A 15,418-nucleotide genomic window follows, 5' to 3' on the forward strand; every position below is an offset into this window, starting at 1 on the left:
GGCGAAGAGCGAGCCCTCGTCCCTCCCGCATCGCGGCGAGGGCTCCGCCTTCGGCAGAATAGCTCGAGCGCGCGCCGAAAACGAGCCGTCTCGCGGCGCTGTCCTCAGCGACGCGTCGGCGACGCAGGCGGCGTGAGGATTACAATGTCGTTGCGATGCGCGCGGCCGAGCACCAGGCGCGCCTCCTCGTCCAGAATATCGGCGTCGACGACATCGCCGCGCACCAGCGCCAGCTTACGCTCCCATTGGGAACGCTCGGCCTTCAGCCCGCCGAGCTCGGCGCGCAGCTCGGCGATGCGCTGCTCATATTCGACGCCGGTCTTGAGCCCGCGCTGGCCATTGACGCCGTGCCAGACGAAATAGCTCGCCACGAGCCCCGCCGCTCCGTAGAGCAGCAGGGGGATCACAAAGGAGCGCAGAACATGACGAGCGAACATGCCGCCACTTTGCGCGAACATTGTATAAGCGCCGTTAACGGCCTGGGTCTCGCCGAATCGGGCGGTCAGCGCCGCCCGCGCGCCACCCGCTCGATCTCCGCGCGCACGAGGCGCTCGACGAGATGCGGAAGATTGTCGTCGAGCCATTGCTTCAGCATGGGCCGTAGCATGTCCTGAGCATAGCGCTCGATGAGATCGGCCTCGCTGATGACGATGCTCGCCGCCAGCGCCTGGAAATGCGCGCCGATCGACATGGCCGCATCGGTCGAGACCAGCGGCGTCGGATCGTCATTGGCAGGCTCGAACGGGCTCGGCTCGATGCTCGCGATCATCTGCTCCTCGACCGGCTCATCCGCTATGTCCTGCACATAGGGCTCCTCGGCCGCCGCGACGACGGGCTCGTCGAGCGTTTCATCGACGACCTCCTCCGCCGTGTCCTCGGACCAGCGGCTCTGATCCGCCGATTCGGGAGCCGGCGCGGCTTCCTCTTCGGGAGCGGCGGACGGCCGCAGCCAGAAATCGGCGGGCTTGGCGGGCTCGACCGCGGGAACGGAGACGGGAGCCGGCGCGGCGACGACCGGCGCAGGGGCCGCGGGACGAGCGGCCACAGGCGCGCGCGCGGCGGGCGCAGGCGCGAGCGGCGCCTCCTCGCGCTGCGGCGGCTCGGCCGGGCGCTTCTCCTTGTCGCGCCTCGCGGCCGGCAAAGCGTCGTCGTCGGCGATGATGCGCCGGATCGATGCGAGGATCTCCTCCATCGACGGCTCGTGCGACCGGCGCTCGGCGTCGAGCGCCGGCGCGGTGATCGAAGCGTTCACTGCGCTCATGAGATGTGCTGCTTCCCGTCTCGCGGCGACGGCTCCGCAATATCATCGCCGCGCGCTATTCTTGTCCGCTCACTTCGAGCGTCGAGTCGCATCATCCGATGATTCCCCCCTTTGGTAAAACCACAGGGGTTGTGCGTAAGGGAGTTTGCACACGATTTTTTACGCAGCGCGGCCTTATCGCGCGGCGCTCAGCGCTCGGCGGGCGTGTCGACGCCGATCCACATGCCGCGCACCTGCTCGAAATGCGTCGTCGGATCATAAGCGACGACATCGAGCTTCAAGCTGTCGGCCGAGAGGCGCCCGATGGAGCCGAGCGCCGCGTAAGACGCGACGACGCGCTCGCGCTGCGCGATGATGAGCGAGACGCGCGCATTGAGCAGCGCATATTGCGCATTGAGCACATCGAGCGTGGTGCGCTGTCCGACCTGCGCCTCCTCGCGCACGCCGCGCAGAGCGATTTCCGCCGCCTTGACAGCAGCTTGACCGGAGAGAATCGAAGCGCGCGCAGTGTCGAGCTGCGCATAGCTGGAGACGACGCTGGCGCGCACGCTGTCGCGCTGCAGATCGGCGTTGAAGCGCGCCTGGCCCAATTGCTCCTTGGCTTGTCGAATCGATGCGTATTCGGAGCCGCCCTGATAGATCGGCACGTCGAGCCGTCCGCTCGCGCCGGCGGAGAATTGCCGAGTCGCGGGCGATCCCAGAAAGGAATCATATTGCTGCGATAGCTGCGCGGCGACCGAGAGAGTCGGCGCCAGCGCGCCTTCCGCCACCTTCACCGCAGAAGCGGCGACATCCACCTGATGCTGCGCGGCGACGACGCCCGGATGCTCGACGATGGCGACGGCGATCGCCTGATCGAGCGATTTCGGCAACAGCGATTCGACCGATTGCGCCGGCTGCAGATTTTTCGCCTCGGCGCCGATGATCTGGCGATAAGTGGCGACGCTGGTCTTCAATTGCCCCTGGGCGCCATAGAGCTCGGTGCGCGCCTGAGCGAGAGTCGATTCGGCCTGGGCGACATCGGTGCGCGTCACCTCGCCCACTGCGAATCGATCCCGCGTGCGCTCGAGCTGCTGCTCCAGCACGGCGACATTGTTCTTGCGCAGATCGAGCACCGCCGTGTCGCGCAGAACATTCATATAGGCGGTTGCGCCATTCTGCAGCGTCGCCTGCTCGGTGAGCCGCATCCCCTCGCGCGCGGCGTAGACGCCCGATTCGGCCTGACGCACGGAATTGCCGGTGCGGCCGCCGTCATAGAGAGTCTGCGACAGGCTCAGCGTGGCGCCGCGCGGATAGCCGACATATTCGTCATACATATAGGTGCGCTGGCCGGTCAGCTGGCTGCGGCCGGCCGGAATCTTGATGTTGGAGTTCTGCGGCCCGGCGCTCGCCGAAATGCTCGCTTTGGGACGCATTCCGGCGGCGGCCTTGGGCGCGTCCTCGTCCTTGGCGCGCACATTGGCGCGCTGCTGATTCATGTCTGGATTGCCGCGATAGGCGCGCGCCAGCGCCTCCTTCAGCGTCTCCGCGCCGGCGGCGGACGGAGCCGCGAGGCCGAGGGCCAAAAGCCAAAGCCCGAGCCAGGACGACGGACGCAATTCGACGATACGCATTCCACAAAGACCCGCTCTGGAACAAAGCGCGCCCGGCGCTCGACGAGAGCGCGGGGCGAGCCCTACGGCCTACTCACGGAACACGACGCTCGAAACAGGGTGAATCCAAGCCGAAACAACGAAGGCTTTGGACTGATCGCCCTCAGAACACGAAACCCGGCGCTTTTTCAAAGCCCTCCAGAACGGGAGCGGAAGCGTCGAACAAAGCGCGCGCGCCGGCCGGAGCGCCGCCGGAGCGGTCGAAGCGGGTGACGGCCCAGCCGGCGTCCGGCTCCGCCTTGGCGATGGCGAGCAGCCGGCCGTCAGGGGTGAGCTGCTCGAAGAGACGATCGAGCCCCTCCTCGACCGCGCCTTGCACGACGATGACGTCGAAGGGCGCGGCGGCGGGAACGCCGGCCGTGAGCGGGCCGGTCTCGACGCGCACATTGGTCGCGCCGATGAATTGCAGATAGGAGCGCGCCGTCGCCGTGAGGCGGGCGTCGTCCTCGAGGGCGACGATCTCGCGCGCCAGCGGCGACAGCAGCGCCGAGGAGTAGAAAGTGCCGCCGGCGATATCGAGCACGCGATCGGTCTCGCGAATGCCGGCGTCCTGCAGCAGGCGGGCGAGCACCAGCGGCGGCAGCAGCGCCCGGCCGGGACGGCCATTCTCGTCCTCGAGCGTCAGCGCGAGATCGGAATAGGCGAGCGGGGCGAGATCGTGCGGCAGGAAGAGCTCGCGCGGCACGGCGAGGAAGCGCCGCAGCAGCGGCAAATCCGTCACATCGAATGTGCGCAGCTGCCGCTCGACCATCGTCTGGCGCAGGGTCGCGGTCGCCGCGCCTTGTTGCGAATTCGTCTCTGCGTGGAGCTCAGCAGCTTCGGCCATCGACCTTCCGGCGTCGCGCCGGCCTCTCGCGGGGGGTCTCGACGACGGCCGCCGGTCCGCCGCGGGCGCCCCGCCTCATGAAAGACGCCAAAATTCCAAAGAAGGCGTTCGGACGGGCCGGCACCTCTCGCCGAACGCATTCGCTTCGCCGCGCTGCAAGAGCTCGGCCGTGCGCTTTATAGGTTCGCGCCGCGCCCATGTCCATGGCGGCCCGGCGCGTTCCCCCCTCAATTCCGCTCGAGCTCGCCGAGCAAAGCGCCGGCGGGATCGTCCTGGGCGAGGGCGCGCATCTGCGCCAGCGTGCGATTGTCCAGCACATTGGCGATGGCGTCGCGGGCTTCCAGCATCAGCAGCCGCACGGTGCAGCGGGCCTCGTCCTCGCAATCGTCGCAGCGGCGATAGACCGTGCGGCTGGCGCATTGGATCGGCGCCAGCGGCCCGTCCAGCACCCTTATGATGTTCCCGACGCGTATCTCCTGGGGCGCGCGCGCCAGCGTGTAGCCGCCGCCCTTCCCCTTCTTGGAATGGACGAAGCCGGCGTTGCGCAGCTCGCCGAGGATGGCGTCGAGAAATTTCTTGGGGATTTGATTCGCCGCGGCGATATCGGTGACGAGCGCCGTCCGCCCCGGCTCGAAGCCGGCCAGATAGACCATCGCCTTCAATCCGTATTTCGCTTTCTTCGTCAACATCGAGCGGCGTCTCCTCGCATCCGCCTCGCCGGCGTCAGGGGTTAATTTTTCTCCGGCGAACGGATTCTACAGCAAAATGGCGCCATTGCGCGCCCATTGTCCACTCGCGACCCACTCCCCGGCGCCCGCCGGCGCGCGGGGCCGAATGACATTTTTCTTCTACAGCCTATAAAATACATCGAAAAATCAGACCGAAAGCTCATTCGCCGGCGCGCCGACCGCCTCGCCGCCCTCGACGCGCGAATTCGGCGGCCAGGCCGAGGATGCGTAACGCTAGGGTCACAGCCGCGGCCGACCGGCTCGAGCGTCGCTTCTTACCTTGACATGTTATAGTATTTTTGTGGACTATAGGAAAATCATTCTCGAACGCCACGGACGAGCCAATGGACGCCATCGATCGGCACATTCTTTCGATTCTGCAGGAGGACGCCTCCCTCTCCATCGCCGACATAGCGGCGCAGGTCGGGCTGTCGCAAACGCCCTGCTGGAAGCGCATTCAGCGGCTGGAGGCGAGCGGCGTTCTGCAGGGCCGGGTCGCCCTGCTCTCGCCCGAGAAGCTCGGCCTCGGCCTCAGCGTCTATGTCTCCATCGTGGCCGGCGAGCATTCGGACGCCTGGCTCGACCGCTTCACCGGCGCCGTCGCGGCTATGCCGGAGGTGGTGGAGTTCTATCGCATGGCCGGCGACGTCGATTACATGCTGCGCGTGGTCGTGTCCGACATGGTCGCCTTCGACGAATTCTACAAGCGGCTGATCGCGGTCGCGCCTCTGCGCAATGTCGTGTCGCGCTTCGCCATGGAGCGGATCAAGGCGACGACCGCTCTGCCGCTGGAAACCGCCCCGCCCATCGCTTTTCCCCGCGCGCGCCGGGTGGCCGAAGAAGCCGTTGCAGGATAAGCTCTGCGACAAGCGCGTCAGCGACCAACACTATATTCGAGGAGCAACTCATGTCAGAGGCAGTATCGGCGCCGATTTACATCCCTTCGGAAAAACCGGGGCGCGGCCGCATTTATGATTCGATCACGCAGACCCTCGGCGATACTCCGCTGGTGCGTTTCGACCGTCTCGCCAAAGAGAAGGGCGTCAAAGCCAATCTTCTCGGCAAGCTCGAATTCTTCAATCCGCTCGCCAGCGTGAAAGACCGCATCGGCGTCAATCTCATCGACTCGCTGGAGAAGAGCGGCCGCATCGCGCCGGGCCGCAATCTGCTCATCGAGCCGACCTCCGGCAACACCGGCATAGCGCTCGCCTTCGTCGCCGCCGCGCGCGGCTACCGCCTCGTTCTGGTGATGCCGGAATCCATGTCGATCGAGCGTCGGCGCATTCTCGCCGTGCTCGGCGCCGAGCTGGTGCTGACGCCCGCCGCGCAGGGCATGAAGGGCGCCGTGGCCAAGGCCACCGAGCTCGCCGCCGAAAATCCCGACGCGGTCATTCCGCAGCAATTCGAGAATCCGGCCAATCCCGAGATCCACCGGATCACGACGGCCGAGGAAATCTGGAACGACACCAAAGGAGAGGTCGATTACTTCGTCTCCGGCGTCGGCACGGGCGGCACGATCACCGGCGTCGGCCAGGTGCTGAAGCCGCGCCGGCCCGGCCTCAAGGTCGTCGCCGTGGAGCCCGAGGATTCGGCGGTGCTCTCCGGCCGTCCGCCGGGACCGCATAAGATTCAGGGCATCGGCCCGGGCTTCGTGCCGCCGATCCTCGACCGCACGGTCATCGACGAGATCATCACCATCGGCAATCAGACGGCCTTCGACACAGCGCGCCAGCTCGCCAAATTCGAAGGCATTCCGGTCGGCATCTCGTCCGGCGCCGCCGTCGCGGCCGCGCTCGAAATCGCCGCGCGTCCGGAGGCCGAGGGCAAGAATATCGTGCTGATCATCCCCGACTTCGCGGAGCGCTATCTCTCGACCGCGCTGTTCGAAGGCGTCTGATCCCGGCGGGCGCGATCCGGACATCGGTTCGGGTCGCGCCGCTTCGAGGTCGAGGAGCTTCGAACATGCCGAACGCCGCTCGCAGTCGCGCGATCGCGTTTTTCGCCGCCTTATGCGCGATTCCGGTCATTCTTCACGCGGCGCTCGACGAGCCGAAAGGCGCGGCGCCCGGCGTGGCCGAAGACACGCTCCTCTTGCGTTACGAAAAAGTCGAATTCTTGAATATCCAGCAGTTGCACCCCGACACGACGGGACTTCCTCCGACGATCGACGCGTCGTCGATGATGGTCGAGTTTTATTTTTCGCGCGACGAGCTGTCGCGGATCGAGAAATTTTCGACCGATCACAAGCTGCGCCGAACGGATGTTACGATCGACGATATCGTCGTCGCCTCCGACCTGTTCAGCCCGTTCGCGGGATTGCGCGAAATCGTCGAGCAGGGCCACGCATATCTGGCCGTCGCCACAGGCTCCTTCGACCAGCAAAGGCTGATCGAAGGAAAGGCGCAGCTGCGAATTCGGGTTCGAAAGCCGTAATCCCGGCCGTTCACGTCACATGCGGCGGCGCCGCCTTGCCGCGTCGCTCCAAATGGCGACGACCGAAGCGGCCGCTCCAATAAGCGACGAAGACGATGAAGAAATAGATCAGCAGCATCCAGGGCCAGCGCTCGCTGGCGCTCTCCGCCTTGTCGGAGAATTTGATCCAGCCTTCGAAGAGATATTCGACGCCGAAGCCGAAGATGAAGGTGAGGATCAGCACGGTCTTCCACCAGGACAGGCGAAAAAAGCCGATCGTGAGCGCGACCATCAGGGCGACGACGCCGACGCCATTGATGAACTGCTGCAACAGGCCTTCGAAGAACAATGTGATCAGGCGAACGACCAAGACCATGCGGCGCCCCTCTGCGATCGACGAAACACGCGCATACTACACATTCGGCAGATGCTGCGCGAGCGCCTCCAGCACCGCCATGCGCACGGCGACGCCCATTTCCACCTGATCTCTGATGAGCGAGCGGGGGCCATCGGCCACGCTCGAGTCGATCTCGACGCCGCGATTCATCGGGCCTGGATGCATCACCAGCGCATCGGGCGCGGCATAGGCGAGCTTCTCCTCGTCGAGACCGAAGAAATGGAAATATTCGCGGCTGCTCGGCACGAAGGCGCCATTCATGCGCTCGCGTTGCAGCCTCAGCATCATCACTATGTCCGCGCCGGCGAGCCCCGTCCGCATGTCGTGGAACACTTCGACGCCGAGCCGCGACAGCGAATCGGGCGCGAGAGTGGAGGGGCCGACCGCGCGCAGCCGCGCGCCCAGCGCGCTCAGCAGAATGATGTTGGAACGCGCGACGCGCGAATGCAGCACATCGCCGCAGATCGCCACCGTCAGCCCCTCGATGCGGCCCTTGTGGCGGCGGATCGTCAGCGCGTCCAGCAGCGCCTGCGTCGGATGCTCATGGGCGCCGTCGCCAGCGTTGACCACGGCGCAATCGACCTTGCGCGCCAGCAGATGCACGGCGCCGGCGCGGGCGTGGCGCACCACCAGAATATCCGGCCGCATGGCGTTGAGCGTCATCGCCGTGTCGAGCAGCGTCTCGCCCTTCTTCTCCGAGGAATTGGCGACCGACATGTTCATGACGTCGGCGCCGAGCCTTTTGCCTGCGATCTCGAATGAAGCCTGCGTGCGGGTGGAAGATTCGTAGAAAAGATTGACCTGGGTGCGGCCGCGCAGAGTAGCGCGCTTCTTCTCCACCTGGCGGGAGACCTCGATCGCCTCCTCGGCCATGTCGAGCAGAGTGAGAATGTCGATGCGCGACAGCCCCTCTATGCCGAGCAGATGGCGGTGCGGAAAAGCGGGATGCGGTTTTTGCGGCATGCCGCCGTCTATAACAGTTTCCCACGCGCTGGCCAGCCTTCCCGCCGGACGCTCATGGTTGAGAAATCCTCGAGACGATCGCTCGAAAGCGACGGCGGAACCAAAGGGGATGAAAAAGAGTTCTCGTTTTTGCCCGTCTCAGAGACGCTCTTTCCCAGAATTCTTCGCGAAACAGGAGATCGCCATGCACATTCGGCTCGGCTCGCCGCTCCTCGCGGCGGCCCTCTCCCTCTGCGCCGCCACGGCCATGGCGGCGACCACCGTCGCCACGGACTTCTCCAACATGCGCTCCGGCCCCGGCGCGCGCTGGCCGGTCATCGCCCAAATCCCGGCCGGCGCCAAAATCCGGCTCGACAATTGCGGGCCGGGCTGGAAACACGATTGGTGCCAGATCCGCTACAAGGGCAAGCGCGGCTTCGTCGCCGCCAACACGCTCGAGCCGACGATGAAGAATGTCGTCGTCGCGCCGCTCGTCACCCGCGACACCACGGCCGTGCGCTCCGGCCCCGGCGGAAATTGGAAGGTGGTCGCCAAGATCCCGCCGGGCCAGAAGGTTGCGGCGTCCGCTTGCCAAAAGGGCTGGATGACCAGCTGGTGCAAAGTCACCTATGAGGGCAAGTCCGGCTATGTGGACCGCAATTATCTGAAGCGGAAGGGCGCGGTCTTCGCCCGCTAAAGAGATTTCCCCCCGCGACGAGACAGCCCGCGGCCGCGGGCTTTTTCTCGCGCTTATGCTCTCGCAAGACTATCTTAGACGATGCCCGCTCACGCGCCCTCGAGCCGATTGACATATGCTCAGTGCGAGCATATCTGTAGCGCGAAGAGTGGTTGGCGAGGGTTGCTCAATCCCGCCATGACACTTAAGCTACAAAATAAGCCTCCATCGGGCGGCGCCCGAAGGAGTTTTTGATCGACCGACTTATGCTCGAATTGAGCATAAGTGAGGATGGAGCAAGGTCCATGACCCTCACCTTCCCCGAGAAGAAGCGCCTCGATGCGCCCGCCATCGGCGCGCTCGTCGGAGCGGAGCAGCGCTTTCCGGTGCTGCCCATGCCCAATCTCGCCTGGAACAAGGAGGTCGAGACCGCGACCGCCCATCTCTATGAGCGGGTGGCGAAGGTCATGCCGGCGATCGAATGGGCCTTCCATGCGCCTTATGTGAAGGCGATCAACGAGCTGAAGCGGGAACGCAACGCCGTCATCCTCGCCCACAACTATCAGACGCCGGAGATCTATCACTGCGTCGCCGATTTCGTCGGCGACAGCCTGCAGCTCGCCAAGCTCGCCGCCTCCTCGGACGCCGAGATCATCGTGCAGGGAGGCGTGCATTTCATGGCCGAGACCTCCAAGATTCTGAGCCCCGAGAAAGTGGTGCTGATGCCCGATCTCGAGGCCGGCTGCTCGCTCGCCGCCTCCATCACCGCCGCCGACGTTCGCGCGCTGCGCGCCGAATATCCGGGCGTGCCGATCGTCGCCTATGTCAACACTTCCGCCGAAGTGAAGGCGGAGGTCGACATTTGCTGCACCTCCTCCAATGCGCTGAAGGTCGTCGAGAGCCTCGGCTCCGATCGCGTCATCATGCTGCCGGACCGCTATCTCGCGGAGAATGTCGCCGCGCAGACCAAGGTGAAGATCATCGCCTGGCGCGGCGCCTGCGAAGTGCATGAGCGCTTCACCGCGGAAGAGCTCGAGACCTATCGCGCCGATCATCCGGGCGTGAAGATCATCGCCCATCCCGAATGTCCGCGCGAGGTGGTGGAGATTTCCGATTTCGCCGGCTCGACCGCGGCGATGATCGATTATGTGCGCACGAAAAAGCCGGCGCGCGTGCTGCTCGTGACCGAATGCTCCATGGCCGACAATGTCGCCGCCGAGACGACGGGCACCGAGTTCATCCGCCCCTGCAATTTCTGCCCGCATATGAAGCGCATCACACTGCCGAAGATTCTCGACGCGCTGGTCCATATTCGCGAAGAGGTGACGGTCGATCCGCTGATCGCCGCGCGCGCGCGCGTCTCCGTGCAGCGGATGATCGATCTGGGTTGATGGACGCCCTTCTCCCGCTTGCGGGAGAGGGATACTTCAAGGAGCGCGGCCATGACGGCTCGATACGAGGCTTTGATCGCAGCGATCGACGCCGCCAACGCCGACGATCCGCGCAAGGTGACGATCGACGGCGCCGAGCGCGCTTTCGAGATCGTCTATGCCGAGCGCATGACGGCGCGCCTCTCCGCGCTCTATCCCGAGGCCTCGGAACTGCTGCAAATCGCGACGCGCGCGCAACATTTGCGCCGCTGGGACATTCCGCGCGAGAATTTTCCGCTCGGCCGCCACGGCTATAATGATTGGCGCAAGGAGTGCCGCGTGCATCACGCGCGCCTCGTCGGCGAGCTCATGCGCGCGCAGGGCTATGAGGAAGAAGAGATCGCTCACGTCGGCGCGATCATCCGCAAGGAGAAGCTGAAGAAGGACCGCGACTCCCAGGCGTTGGAGAATGTCGCGGCAATCGTCTTCCTCGAGCATTATTTCGACGATTTCCACGAGAAATACAAAGATTACGACGATGAGAAGATCGTCGACATCCTCGGCAAGACGCTGTGCAAAATGTCGCCCAAGGGCCATGGCGCGGCGCTCGCCCTGCCCTTGCCGGAGCGCACGCGCACGCTGGTGGCGGCGGCGATCGCCAAGGAGAGCGAGGCGCTCGCCAAGCTCGCAACCGTAGCGATCGACTAATGACCGCCGCGCCCCCTCCCCACTCCTCCCCCGCTTCGCGGGAGAGGGCGCAGATTCGGCGTGTCATCGAATTTTCGCGCAACGCGCCGCGCGCATGGGGCTCGCAGTGACGCAGTCTTCTCCCATCCTCATCGTCGGCGGCGGCCTCGCCGGCCTCTTCTGCGCATTGAAGCTCGCGCCGCGTCGCGTCGCTGTGCTGACGCCGGGCTCCATCGACGAAGGCGCGGCCTCCTTCTGGGCGCAGGGCGGCGTCGCGGCGGCGGTGCTCGACACGGATTCGCCAGAGCGCCACGCCGAGGACACGCTGAAGGCAGGCGCCGGCATCGTCGATGCAGAAGTCGCGCTCGGCATGGCGCGCGAAGCCCGCGCGCGCATCGAAGACCTGCTCTCCTATGGCGTGCCCTTCGATCGCGCCGACGGCAAATTCACGCCCTCGCGCGAGGCTGCCCATTCCGAGCGGCGCATCGTGCGCGTGAAGGGCGACACGGCCGGCCGCGCGATAATGGAGACGCTCGTCGCCGCCGTCCGCGCGACGCCCTCGATCGAATTATTGGAAGGCTTTTCCGCGCAGGAATTGCTGACCCATGACGGCCGCGTCATCGGCCTGCGCGCACGCGGCCGCGACGGCCTGCTGCGCGATTTTCTCTCGCCCGCCACAGTGATGGCGACGGGTGGAATCGGCCACCTCTATCGCGTCACCACCAATCCGAATGAGGCGCGCGGAATCGGCCTCGCAATGGCGGCGCGCGCCGGAGCGCTCGTCGCCGATGCGGAATTCGTGCAATTCCATCCGACCGCGATCGACATAGGCGTCGATCCGGCGCCTCTGGCGACGGAATCGCTGCGCGGCGAAGGCGCGATCATCGTCGATCGCTCTGGCCATCGCTTCATGGCCGAGATCGACCCCGCCGCCGAGCTCGCGCCGCGCGATATCGTCGCGCGTGGCGTCTTCGCTTCCATCGCGGCCGGAGGCGGCGCTTTTCTCGATGCGCGCGCCACGGTTGGCGCGGAGTTCCCCGCGCGCTTTCCAACCGTCTATGCGAGCTGCATGGCCGGCGGCGTCGATCCAGTGACGGCGCCGATCCCGATCGCGCCCGCCGCGCATTATCATATGGGCGGCGTCGCCACCGACGCGCGCGGGCGGACGTCGCTCGCCGGACTCTGGGCGGCCGGAGAAGTCGCCTCCACCGGCGTGCATGGAGCCAATCGCCTCGCCTCCAACTCCCTGCTCGAGGCGGTGGTGTTCGCGGCGCGCATCGCAAACGATATCGGCGAGCAGAATGTCGAGGCTGCGCACGCCCCTGCCCCGTCGCCGGACGCAACAGACGCGCCCGAGCAAGGGCTCGTCAACGAGCTGCGCGATGTGATGGCGCGCGATGTCGGCGTCATCCGAGATGCGATAGGGCTCACGCGCGCGGCGCGGGCGATTCTGCGCATAGAGGCGGAAACGCCTCACGCGCAATTGCGAAATATGGCGCTGACCGCGCTATTGGTGACGAGCGCGGCGCTGGCGCGGCGCGAGAGTCGCGGCGCGCATTTCCGCTCGGATTTTCCGCAGGCGGAGGACGCTCTCGCGCATCGCTCCTATATGACAATGGCGCAAGCGCGCGCCATCGCCGAGGAGGCGCTGCAATGACGGCCGCCCCCTGGACGCTCCCCGCTCCGCTCGTCGAAGATGTCGTGCGCGCCGCTCTCGCCGAGGATTTCGGCCGCGCCGGCGACATCACCACTCAGGCGACGATCCCCGAGACCGCCTGCGCCCGCGCTGTCATCGCCGCGCGCGAGGATGGAATCGTCGCGGGCCTCGGCGTAGCGGCTTGCGCCTTTCGCCTCGTCGATCCCGCCGTCACCTTCCGGCCCGCGATGCTGGATGGCGCGCGCGTCGGCAAGGGCGATGTGCTCGCCCATATCGAAGGCCCCGCCCGCGCCATTCTCTCGGCGGAACGCGTCGCTCTGAATTTTCTCGGCCGGCTCTGCGGCATCGCATCGCTCACGGCGCGCTACGCCGAAAAAATCGCGCATACGAAAGCCAGGGTCTGCGACACGCGCAAAACGACGCCGCTGCTGCGCGCTTTCGAGAAATATGCGGTGCGCTGCGGCGGCGGCGCCAATCACCGCTTCGGCCTCGACGATGCGCTGCTGATCAAAGACAATCACATCGCCGTCGCCGGCGGCGTGGGCCGGGCGCTGCGCGCCGCCAAAGCCTTCGCCAGCCATATGACGAAGATAGAGATAGAGGTCGATACGCTGGAGCAGCTCGAGGAGGTCCTCGCCGAAGGCGCGGATATCGTGCTGCTCGACAATATGGCGCCCGAGCTGCTGCGCGCCGCGGTCGCGCTGATCGGCGGACGCATGCTCGCCGAAGCTTCCGGCGGCGTCACGCTGGAGACGATCGCCGCTGTCGCGGAGACGGGCGTCGATCTCATCTCCGTCGGCGCGCTCACGCATTCAGCGAAAACGCTGGATCTCGGCCTCGACATAGAGATCGGCTGATCTTCGACACGAAGGGGATCACACCTCGCGTCTGAGGCGCGCAAGCGCGGCGCTGCGATTGATCATCACCTCCTCGAAGCGCGATGAGAGCAGAAAGGCGAGCTCCTGCTCGCGCGTCACCGTCACCGGGTCTTGCGCGCGCAAATCCTCGTCGACGCGGCCGGGATGGCACATCACGAGATGCCGCTCGCCCGGCGCGCGCAGATAGGTTTCGAATTGCGCGGCGTAATCGCTCTGCGGATCGAAATCGGAAAAACCGGCGAAGCCTTCGTTGAGCAGAAATCCGCGCGCCACCGCCTCGCGCCGATAGCCACGGCCGATGGCGCGCACCACCAGCGCCTTGCGCATGTCGGAGCCGCGAATCACGATGCGATGCATCCGATCGCCGGCGTCGCGCAGCCAGAGCTTCTCGCCCATGAGGCCGCGCTTCTCCAGCGCGTCGAACAGCGCCGTGCGCACGCCGGGCAGCGCATGAACATGCTGATGCCCGTCGAGATGGTCCGGCGCGCGGCCCATCACCGCATAGTAACGGTCGATCTGGCGGTCGATCTCGGCGCTGATCTCCTCCATCGGCAGCTTTCCGCGCATGGCGGCGCGGATCACCTCGCGCAGCGGCGGAAACACGCCTCCGGGCGCGAATTTCGGCATATTGGTGAGCGGACGCCCGAGCGTCAGATTGAAATGCACGCCAATGTCGGCGTCATGCCGGCGGCGCGCCAGCTCCCGCCCCATGGCCGGCCAGCGATCGACATTGGTGAGCGCGGAGACGGCCGTCAGCCTGCCGGCGTCCAGCGCCTCGAGAATGCCGAGGCTGACGCCCATAGAGAGGCCATAATCGTCCGCGCAGAGCGCGATCGAGCGTTGCGCCGCCATTCGTTGTTCCCTTCCCCGCCCCTCTGACGCGCTTGCGCATTTTCGCGCGCCCGCCTAGGTCTTGCCCGGTTCGAACCTATAAGGCGAGCGATGGACGATAAAGCCGAAAATCCGCCTCCGGAGATATCCGTAGCCATCCCTGTCTTCAATGAGGCGGCCAATCTTCGCCCGCTCATCGACAGGCTGAAGCCCGTGCTGGAGCGCTCCGCCGCCTCTTTCGAGATCGTCTTCGTCGACGACGGCTCCTCGGACGAAACGCTCGCGGGATTGCGCGAATTGCATAAAGAGGACGCCCGCGTGAAAGCGGTGTCCTTCAGCCGCAATTTCGGCAAGGAGATCGCCATAGCCGCCGCGCTGGACCATTCCCGCGGCGCGGCCGTGGTGCTAATGGACGCCGATCTGCAGCATCCGCCGGAGACGATCGCGCAATTCATCACCAAATGGCGCGAGGGATATAAAAACGTCTATGGCGTGCGCCGCGACCGCGCCGGCGAGCCGCTGCTGCGCACCCTCTTCGCCAATCTGTTCTACGGCCTGTTCGATCGTTTCGGCGAGACGCCGCTGCCGCGCGGCGCCGGCGATTTCCGCCTGCTCGACCGCCAGGCCATCGACGCGCTCTCGCGCATGCGCGAGCGGGCCCGCTTCTCCAAAGGGCTGTTCGCCTGGATCGGCTTCAAATCGATCGGCGTGCCATTCGAGGTGGAGGAGCGCGCCTCCGGCCGCTCCAAATTCAATTACGCCAAGCTCATCCGCTTCGCGCTCGACGGGCTCATGTCCTTCTCCTCCGTGCCGCTGAAGGTCTGGGCGGTGGTGGGGATCATCGTCTCCACCTTCGCGCTCGCCATGGCCGCTTATTATTTCTGGCGCACGGTGTTTTATGGCGTGGATGTCCCCGGCTACGCCTCGCTGATCGTCTCCATCGCCTTTCTCGGCGGAATGCAGCTGTTCTCGCTCGGCGTGCTCGGCGAGTATATCGCCCTCATTTTCGGCGAGGTGAAAGGACGCCCGCTCTATCTCGTCGCGGAGCGGGTGGGGGTGGAAGAACAATGACGATCCAGCACGCGCGCGCCACCTCCCTCT

The 15,418-nt window shown here is 65.7% G+C and carries 17 protein-coding genes; 8 read left to right on the forward strand and 9 right to left on the reverse strand.

All coding sequences use genetic code 11. The features are described from left to right. Positions 1 to 104: 104 nt before the first annotated feature. The 5 genes from METLW3_RS0113595 to METLW3_RS0113615 all read right to left on the reverse strand — a co-directional run bounded on the left by METLW3_RS0113595 (position 105) and on the right by METLW3_RS0113615 (position 4,428). Positions 105 to 458: a septum formation initiator family protein gene (locus METLW3_RS0113595; protein ID WP_083967243.1), complete on the reverse strand. Its 354-nt coding sequence runs from the start codon at positions 456 to 458 to the stop codon at positions 105 to 107. Positions 459 to 502: 44 nt separating this feature from the next. Then, on the reverse strand, positions 503 to 1,261 hold the full coding sequence (locus METLW3_RS0113600) for a DUF2497 domain-containing protein (protein ID WP_024880440.1): 759 nt from the start codon (positions 1,259 to 1,261) through the stop codon (positions 503 to 505). Between the two features lie 188 nt (positions 1,262 to 1,449). Continuing rightward, positions 1,450 to 2,874, reverse strand: coding sequence for a TolC family outer membrane protein (locus METLW3_RS0113605; protein WP_024880441.1), 1,425 nt, complete (start codon positions 2,872 to 2,874; stop codon positions 1,450 to 1,452). A 142-nt stretch (positions 2,875 to 3,016) separates the two neighbouring features. Beyond that, the gene (locus tag METLW3_RS0113610) at positions 3,017 to 3,739 is read right to left on the reverse strand and encodes a protein-L-isoaspartate O-methyltransferase (protein WP_024880442.1); all 723 of its coding nucleotides are present in this window, start codon (positions 3,737 to 3,739) and stop codon (positions 3,017 to 3,019) included. Positions 3,740 to 3,966: 227 nt separating this feature from the next. Next, positions 3,967 to 4,428: an Rrf2 family transcriptional regulator gene (locus METLW3_RS0113615; protein ID WP_024880443.1), complete on the reverse strand. Its 462-nt coding sequence runs from the start codon at positions 4,426 to 4,428 to the stop codon at positions 3,967 to 3,969. 383 nt (positions 4,429 to 4,811) lie between these two features. On the opposite strand from METLW3_RS0113615, the gene METLW3_RS0113620 reads away from it, so the two are divergent. Beyond that, positions 4,812 to 5,324 (forward strand): Lrp/AsnC family transcriptional regulator, encoded by a 513-nt coding sequence (locus METLW3_RS0113620; protein ID WP_024880444.1) that lies wholly within the window; start codon positions 4,812 to 4,814, stop codon positions 5,322 to 5,324. Between the two features lie 50 nt (positions 5,325 to 5,374). Continuing rightward, entirely contained in the window at positions 5,375 to 6,364 is a 990-nt protein-coding gene (gene cysK, locus METLW3_RS0113625; protein ID WP_024880445.1) for a cysteine synthase A, read from the forward strand. Positions 6,365 to 6,474: 110 nt separating this feature from the next. Here cysK and METLW3_RS28255 read toward each other — a convergent pair whose 3' ends face one another. From METLW3_RS28255 to METLW3_RS0113640, 3 genes are all read right to left on the reverse strand, one after another. Then, entirely contained in the window at positions 6,475 to 6,849 is a 375-nt protein-coding gene (locus tag METLW3_RS28255; protein WP_134188075.1) for a hypothetical protein, read from the reverse strand. 61 nt (positions 6,850 to 6,910) lie between these two features. Continuing rightward, positions 6,911 to 7,255: a hypothetical protein gene (locus tag METLW3_RS0113635; RefSeq protein ID WP_024880447.1), complete on the reverse strand. Its 345-nt coding sequence runs from the start codon at positions 7,253 to 7,255 to the stop codon at positions 6,911 to 6,913. Positions 7,256 to 7,291: 36 nt separating this feature from the next. Then, the gene (locus METLW3_RS0113640; RefSeq protein ID WP_024880448.1) at positions 7,292 to 8,239 is read right to left on the reverse strand and encodes an aspartate carbamoyltransferase catalytic subunit; all 948 of its coding nucleotides are present in this window, start codon (positions 8,237 to 8,239) and stop codon (positions 7,292 to 7,294) included. Between the two features lie 184 nt (positions 8,240 to 8,423). On the opposite strand from METLW3_RS0113640, the gene METLW3_RS0113645 reads away from it, so the two are divergent. From METLW3_RS0113645 to nadC, 5 genes are all read left to right on the forward strand, one after another. Then, on the forward strand, positions 8,424 to 8,915 hold the full coding sequence (locus METLW3_RS0113645) for an SH3 domain-containing protein (protein ID WP_024880449.1): 492 nt from the start codon (positions 8,424 to 8,426) through the stop codon (positions 8,913 to 8,915). A gap of 284 nt (positions 8,916 to 9,199) precedes the next feature. Beyond that, on the forward strand, positions 9,200 to 10,285 hold the full coding sequence (gene nadA / locus METLW3_RS0113650; RefSeq protein WP_024880450.1) for a quinolinate synthase NadA: 1,086 nt from the start codon (positions 9,200 to 9,202) through the stop codon (positions 10,283 to 10,285). A gap of 51 nt (positions 10,286 to 10,336) precedes the next feature. After that, positions 10,337 to 10,972: a DUF4202 domain-containing protein gene (locus METLW3_RS0113655; RefSeq protein ID WP_024880451.1), complete on the forward strand. Its 636-nt coding sequence runs from the start codon at positions 10,337 to 10,339 to the stop codon at positions 10,970 to 10,972. Between the two features lie 94 nt (positions 10,973 to 11,066). Then, the gene (locus METLW3_RS0113660; RefSeq protein ID WP_036308926.1) at positions 11,067 to 12,608 is read left to right on the forward strand and encodes an L-aspartate oxidase; all 1,542 of its coding nucleotides are present in this window, start codon (positions 11,067 to 11,069) and stop codon (positions 12,606 to 12,608) included. Then, a complete protein-coding gene (gene nadC / locus METLW3_RS0113665) occupies positions 12,605 to 13,465 on the forward strand; it encodes a carboxylating nicotinate-nucleotide diphosphorylase (RefSeq protein ID WP_024880453.1) in 861 nt (286 codons plus the stop codon). The genes METLW3_RS0113660 and nadC overlap by 4 nt, the downstream gene beginning before the upstream one ends. An 18-nt stretch (positions 13,466 to 13,483) precedes the next feature. Here nadC and METLW3_RS0113670 read toward each other — a convergent pair whose 3' ends face one another. Beyond that, positions 13,484 to 14,338, reverse strand: a complete 855-nt coding sequence (locus METLW3_RS0113670; RefSeq protein WP_024880454.1) for a ChbG/HpnK family deacetylase — start codon at positions 14,336 to 14,338, stop codon at positions 13,484 to 13,486. A 90-nt stretch (positions 14,339 to 14,428) separates the two neighbouring features. On the opposite strand from METLW3_RS0113670, the gene METLW3_RS0113675 reads away from it, so the two are divergent. Then, complete coding sequence (locus METLW3_RS0113675; RefSeq protein WP_024880455.1) at positions 14,429 to 15,388, forward strand: glycosyltransferase family 2 protein; 960 nt, start codon at positions 14,429 to 14,431, stop codon at positions 15,386 to 15,388. Positions 15,389 to 15,418: the final 30 nt, after the last annotated feature.

The sequence above is a fragment of the Methylosinus sp. LW3 genome (assembly GCF_000527115.1).
Lineage (GTDB): Bacteria > Pseudomonadota > Alphaproteobacteria > Rhizobiales > Beijerinckiaceae > Methylosinus.

Bases quoted from the DNA above. Each gene is read 5' to 3' on its own strand.
- METLW3_RS0113640 (WP_024880448.1), bottom strand. From the start codon at position 8,239: ATGCCGCAAAAACCGCATCCCGCTTTTCCGCACCGCCATCTGCTCGGC.
- METLW3_RS0113615 (WP_024880443.1), bottom strand. From the start codon at position 4,428: ATGTTGACGAAGAAAGCGAAATACGGATTGAAGGCGATGGTCTATCTG.
- nadA (WP_024880450.1), top strand. From the start codon at position 9,200: ATGACCCTCACCTTCCCCGAGAAGAAGCGCCTCGATGCGCCCGCCATC.
- METLW3_RS0113660 (WP_036308926.1), top strand. From the start codon at position 11,067: ATGGGGCTCGCAGTGACGCAGTCTTCTCCCATCCTCATCGTCGGCGGC.
- cysK (WP_024880445.1), top strand. From the start codon at position 5,375: ATGTCAGAGGCAGTATCGGCGCCGATTTACATCCCTTCGGAAAAACCG.
- nadC (WP_024880453.1), top strand. From the start codon at position 12,605: ATGACGGCCGCCCCCTGGACGCTCCCCGCTCCGCTCGTCGAAGATGTC.
- METLW3_RS0113675 (WP_024880455.1), top strand. From the start codon at position 14,429: ATGGACGATAAAGCCGAAAATCCGCCTCCGGAGATATCCGTAGCCATC.
- METLW3_RS0113595 (WP_083967243.1), bottom strand. From the start codon at position 458: ATGTTCGCGCAAAGTGGCGGCATGTTCGCTCGTCATGTTCTGCGCTCC.
- METLW3_RS0113655 (WP_024880451.1), top strand. From the start codon at position 10,337: ATGACGGCTCGATACGAGGCTTTGATCGCAGCGATCGACGCCGCCAAC.
- METLW3_RS0113635 (WP_024880447.1), bottom strand. From the start codon at position 7,255: ATGGTCTTGGTCGTTCGCCTGATCACATTGTTCTTCGAAGGCCTGTTG.
- METLW3_RS0113605 (WP_024880441.1), bottom strand. From the start codon at position 2,874: ATGCGTATCGTCGAATTGCGTCCGTCGTCCTGGCTCGGGCTTTGGCTT.
- METLW3_RS0113610 (WP_024880442.1), bottom strand. From the start codon at position 3,739: ATGGCCGAAGCTGCTGAGCTCCACGCAGAGACGAATTCGCAACAAGGC.
- METLW3_RS0113645 (WP_024880449.1), top strand. From the start codon at position 8,424: ATGCACATTCGGCTCGGCTCGCCGCTCCTCGCGGCGGCCCTCTCCCTC.
- METLW3_RS0113670 (WP_024880454.1), bottom strand. From the start codon at position 14,338: ATGGCGGCGCAACGCTCGATCGCGCTCTGCGCGGACGATTATGGCCTC.
- METLW3_RS0113600 (WP_024880440.1), bottom strand. From the start codon at position 1,261: ATGAGCGCAGTGAACGCTTCGATCACCGCGCCGGCGCTCGACGCCGAG.
- METLW3_RS0113620 (WP_024880444.1), top strand. From the start codon at position 4,812: ATGGACGCCATCGATCGGCACATTCTTTCGATTCTGCAGGAGGACGCC.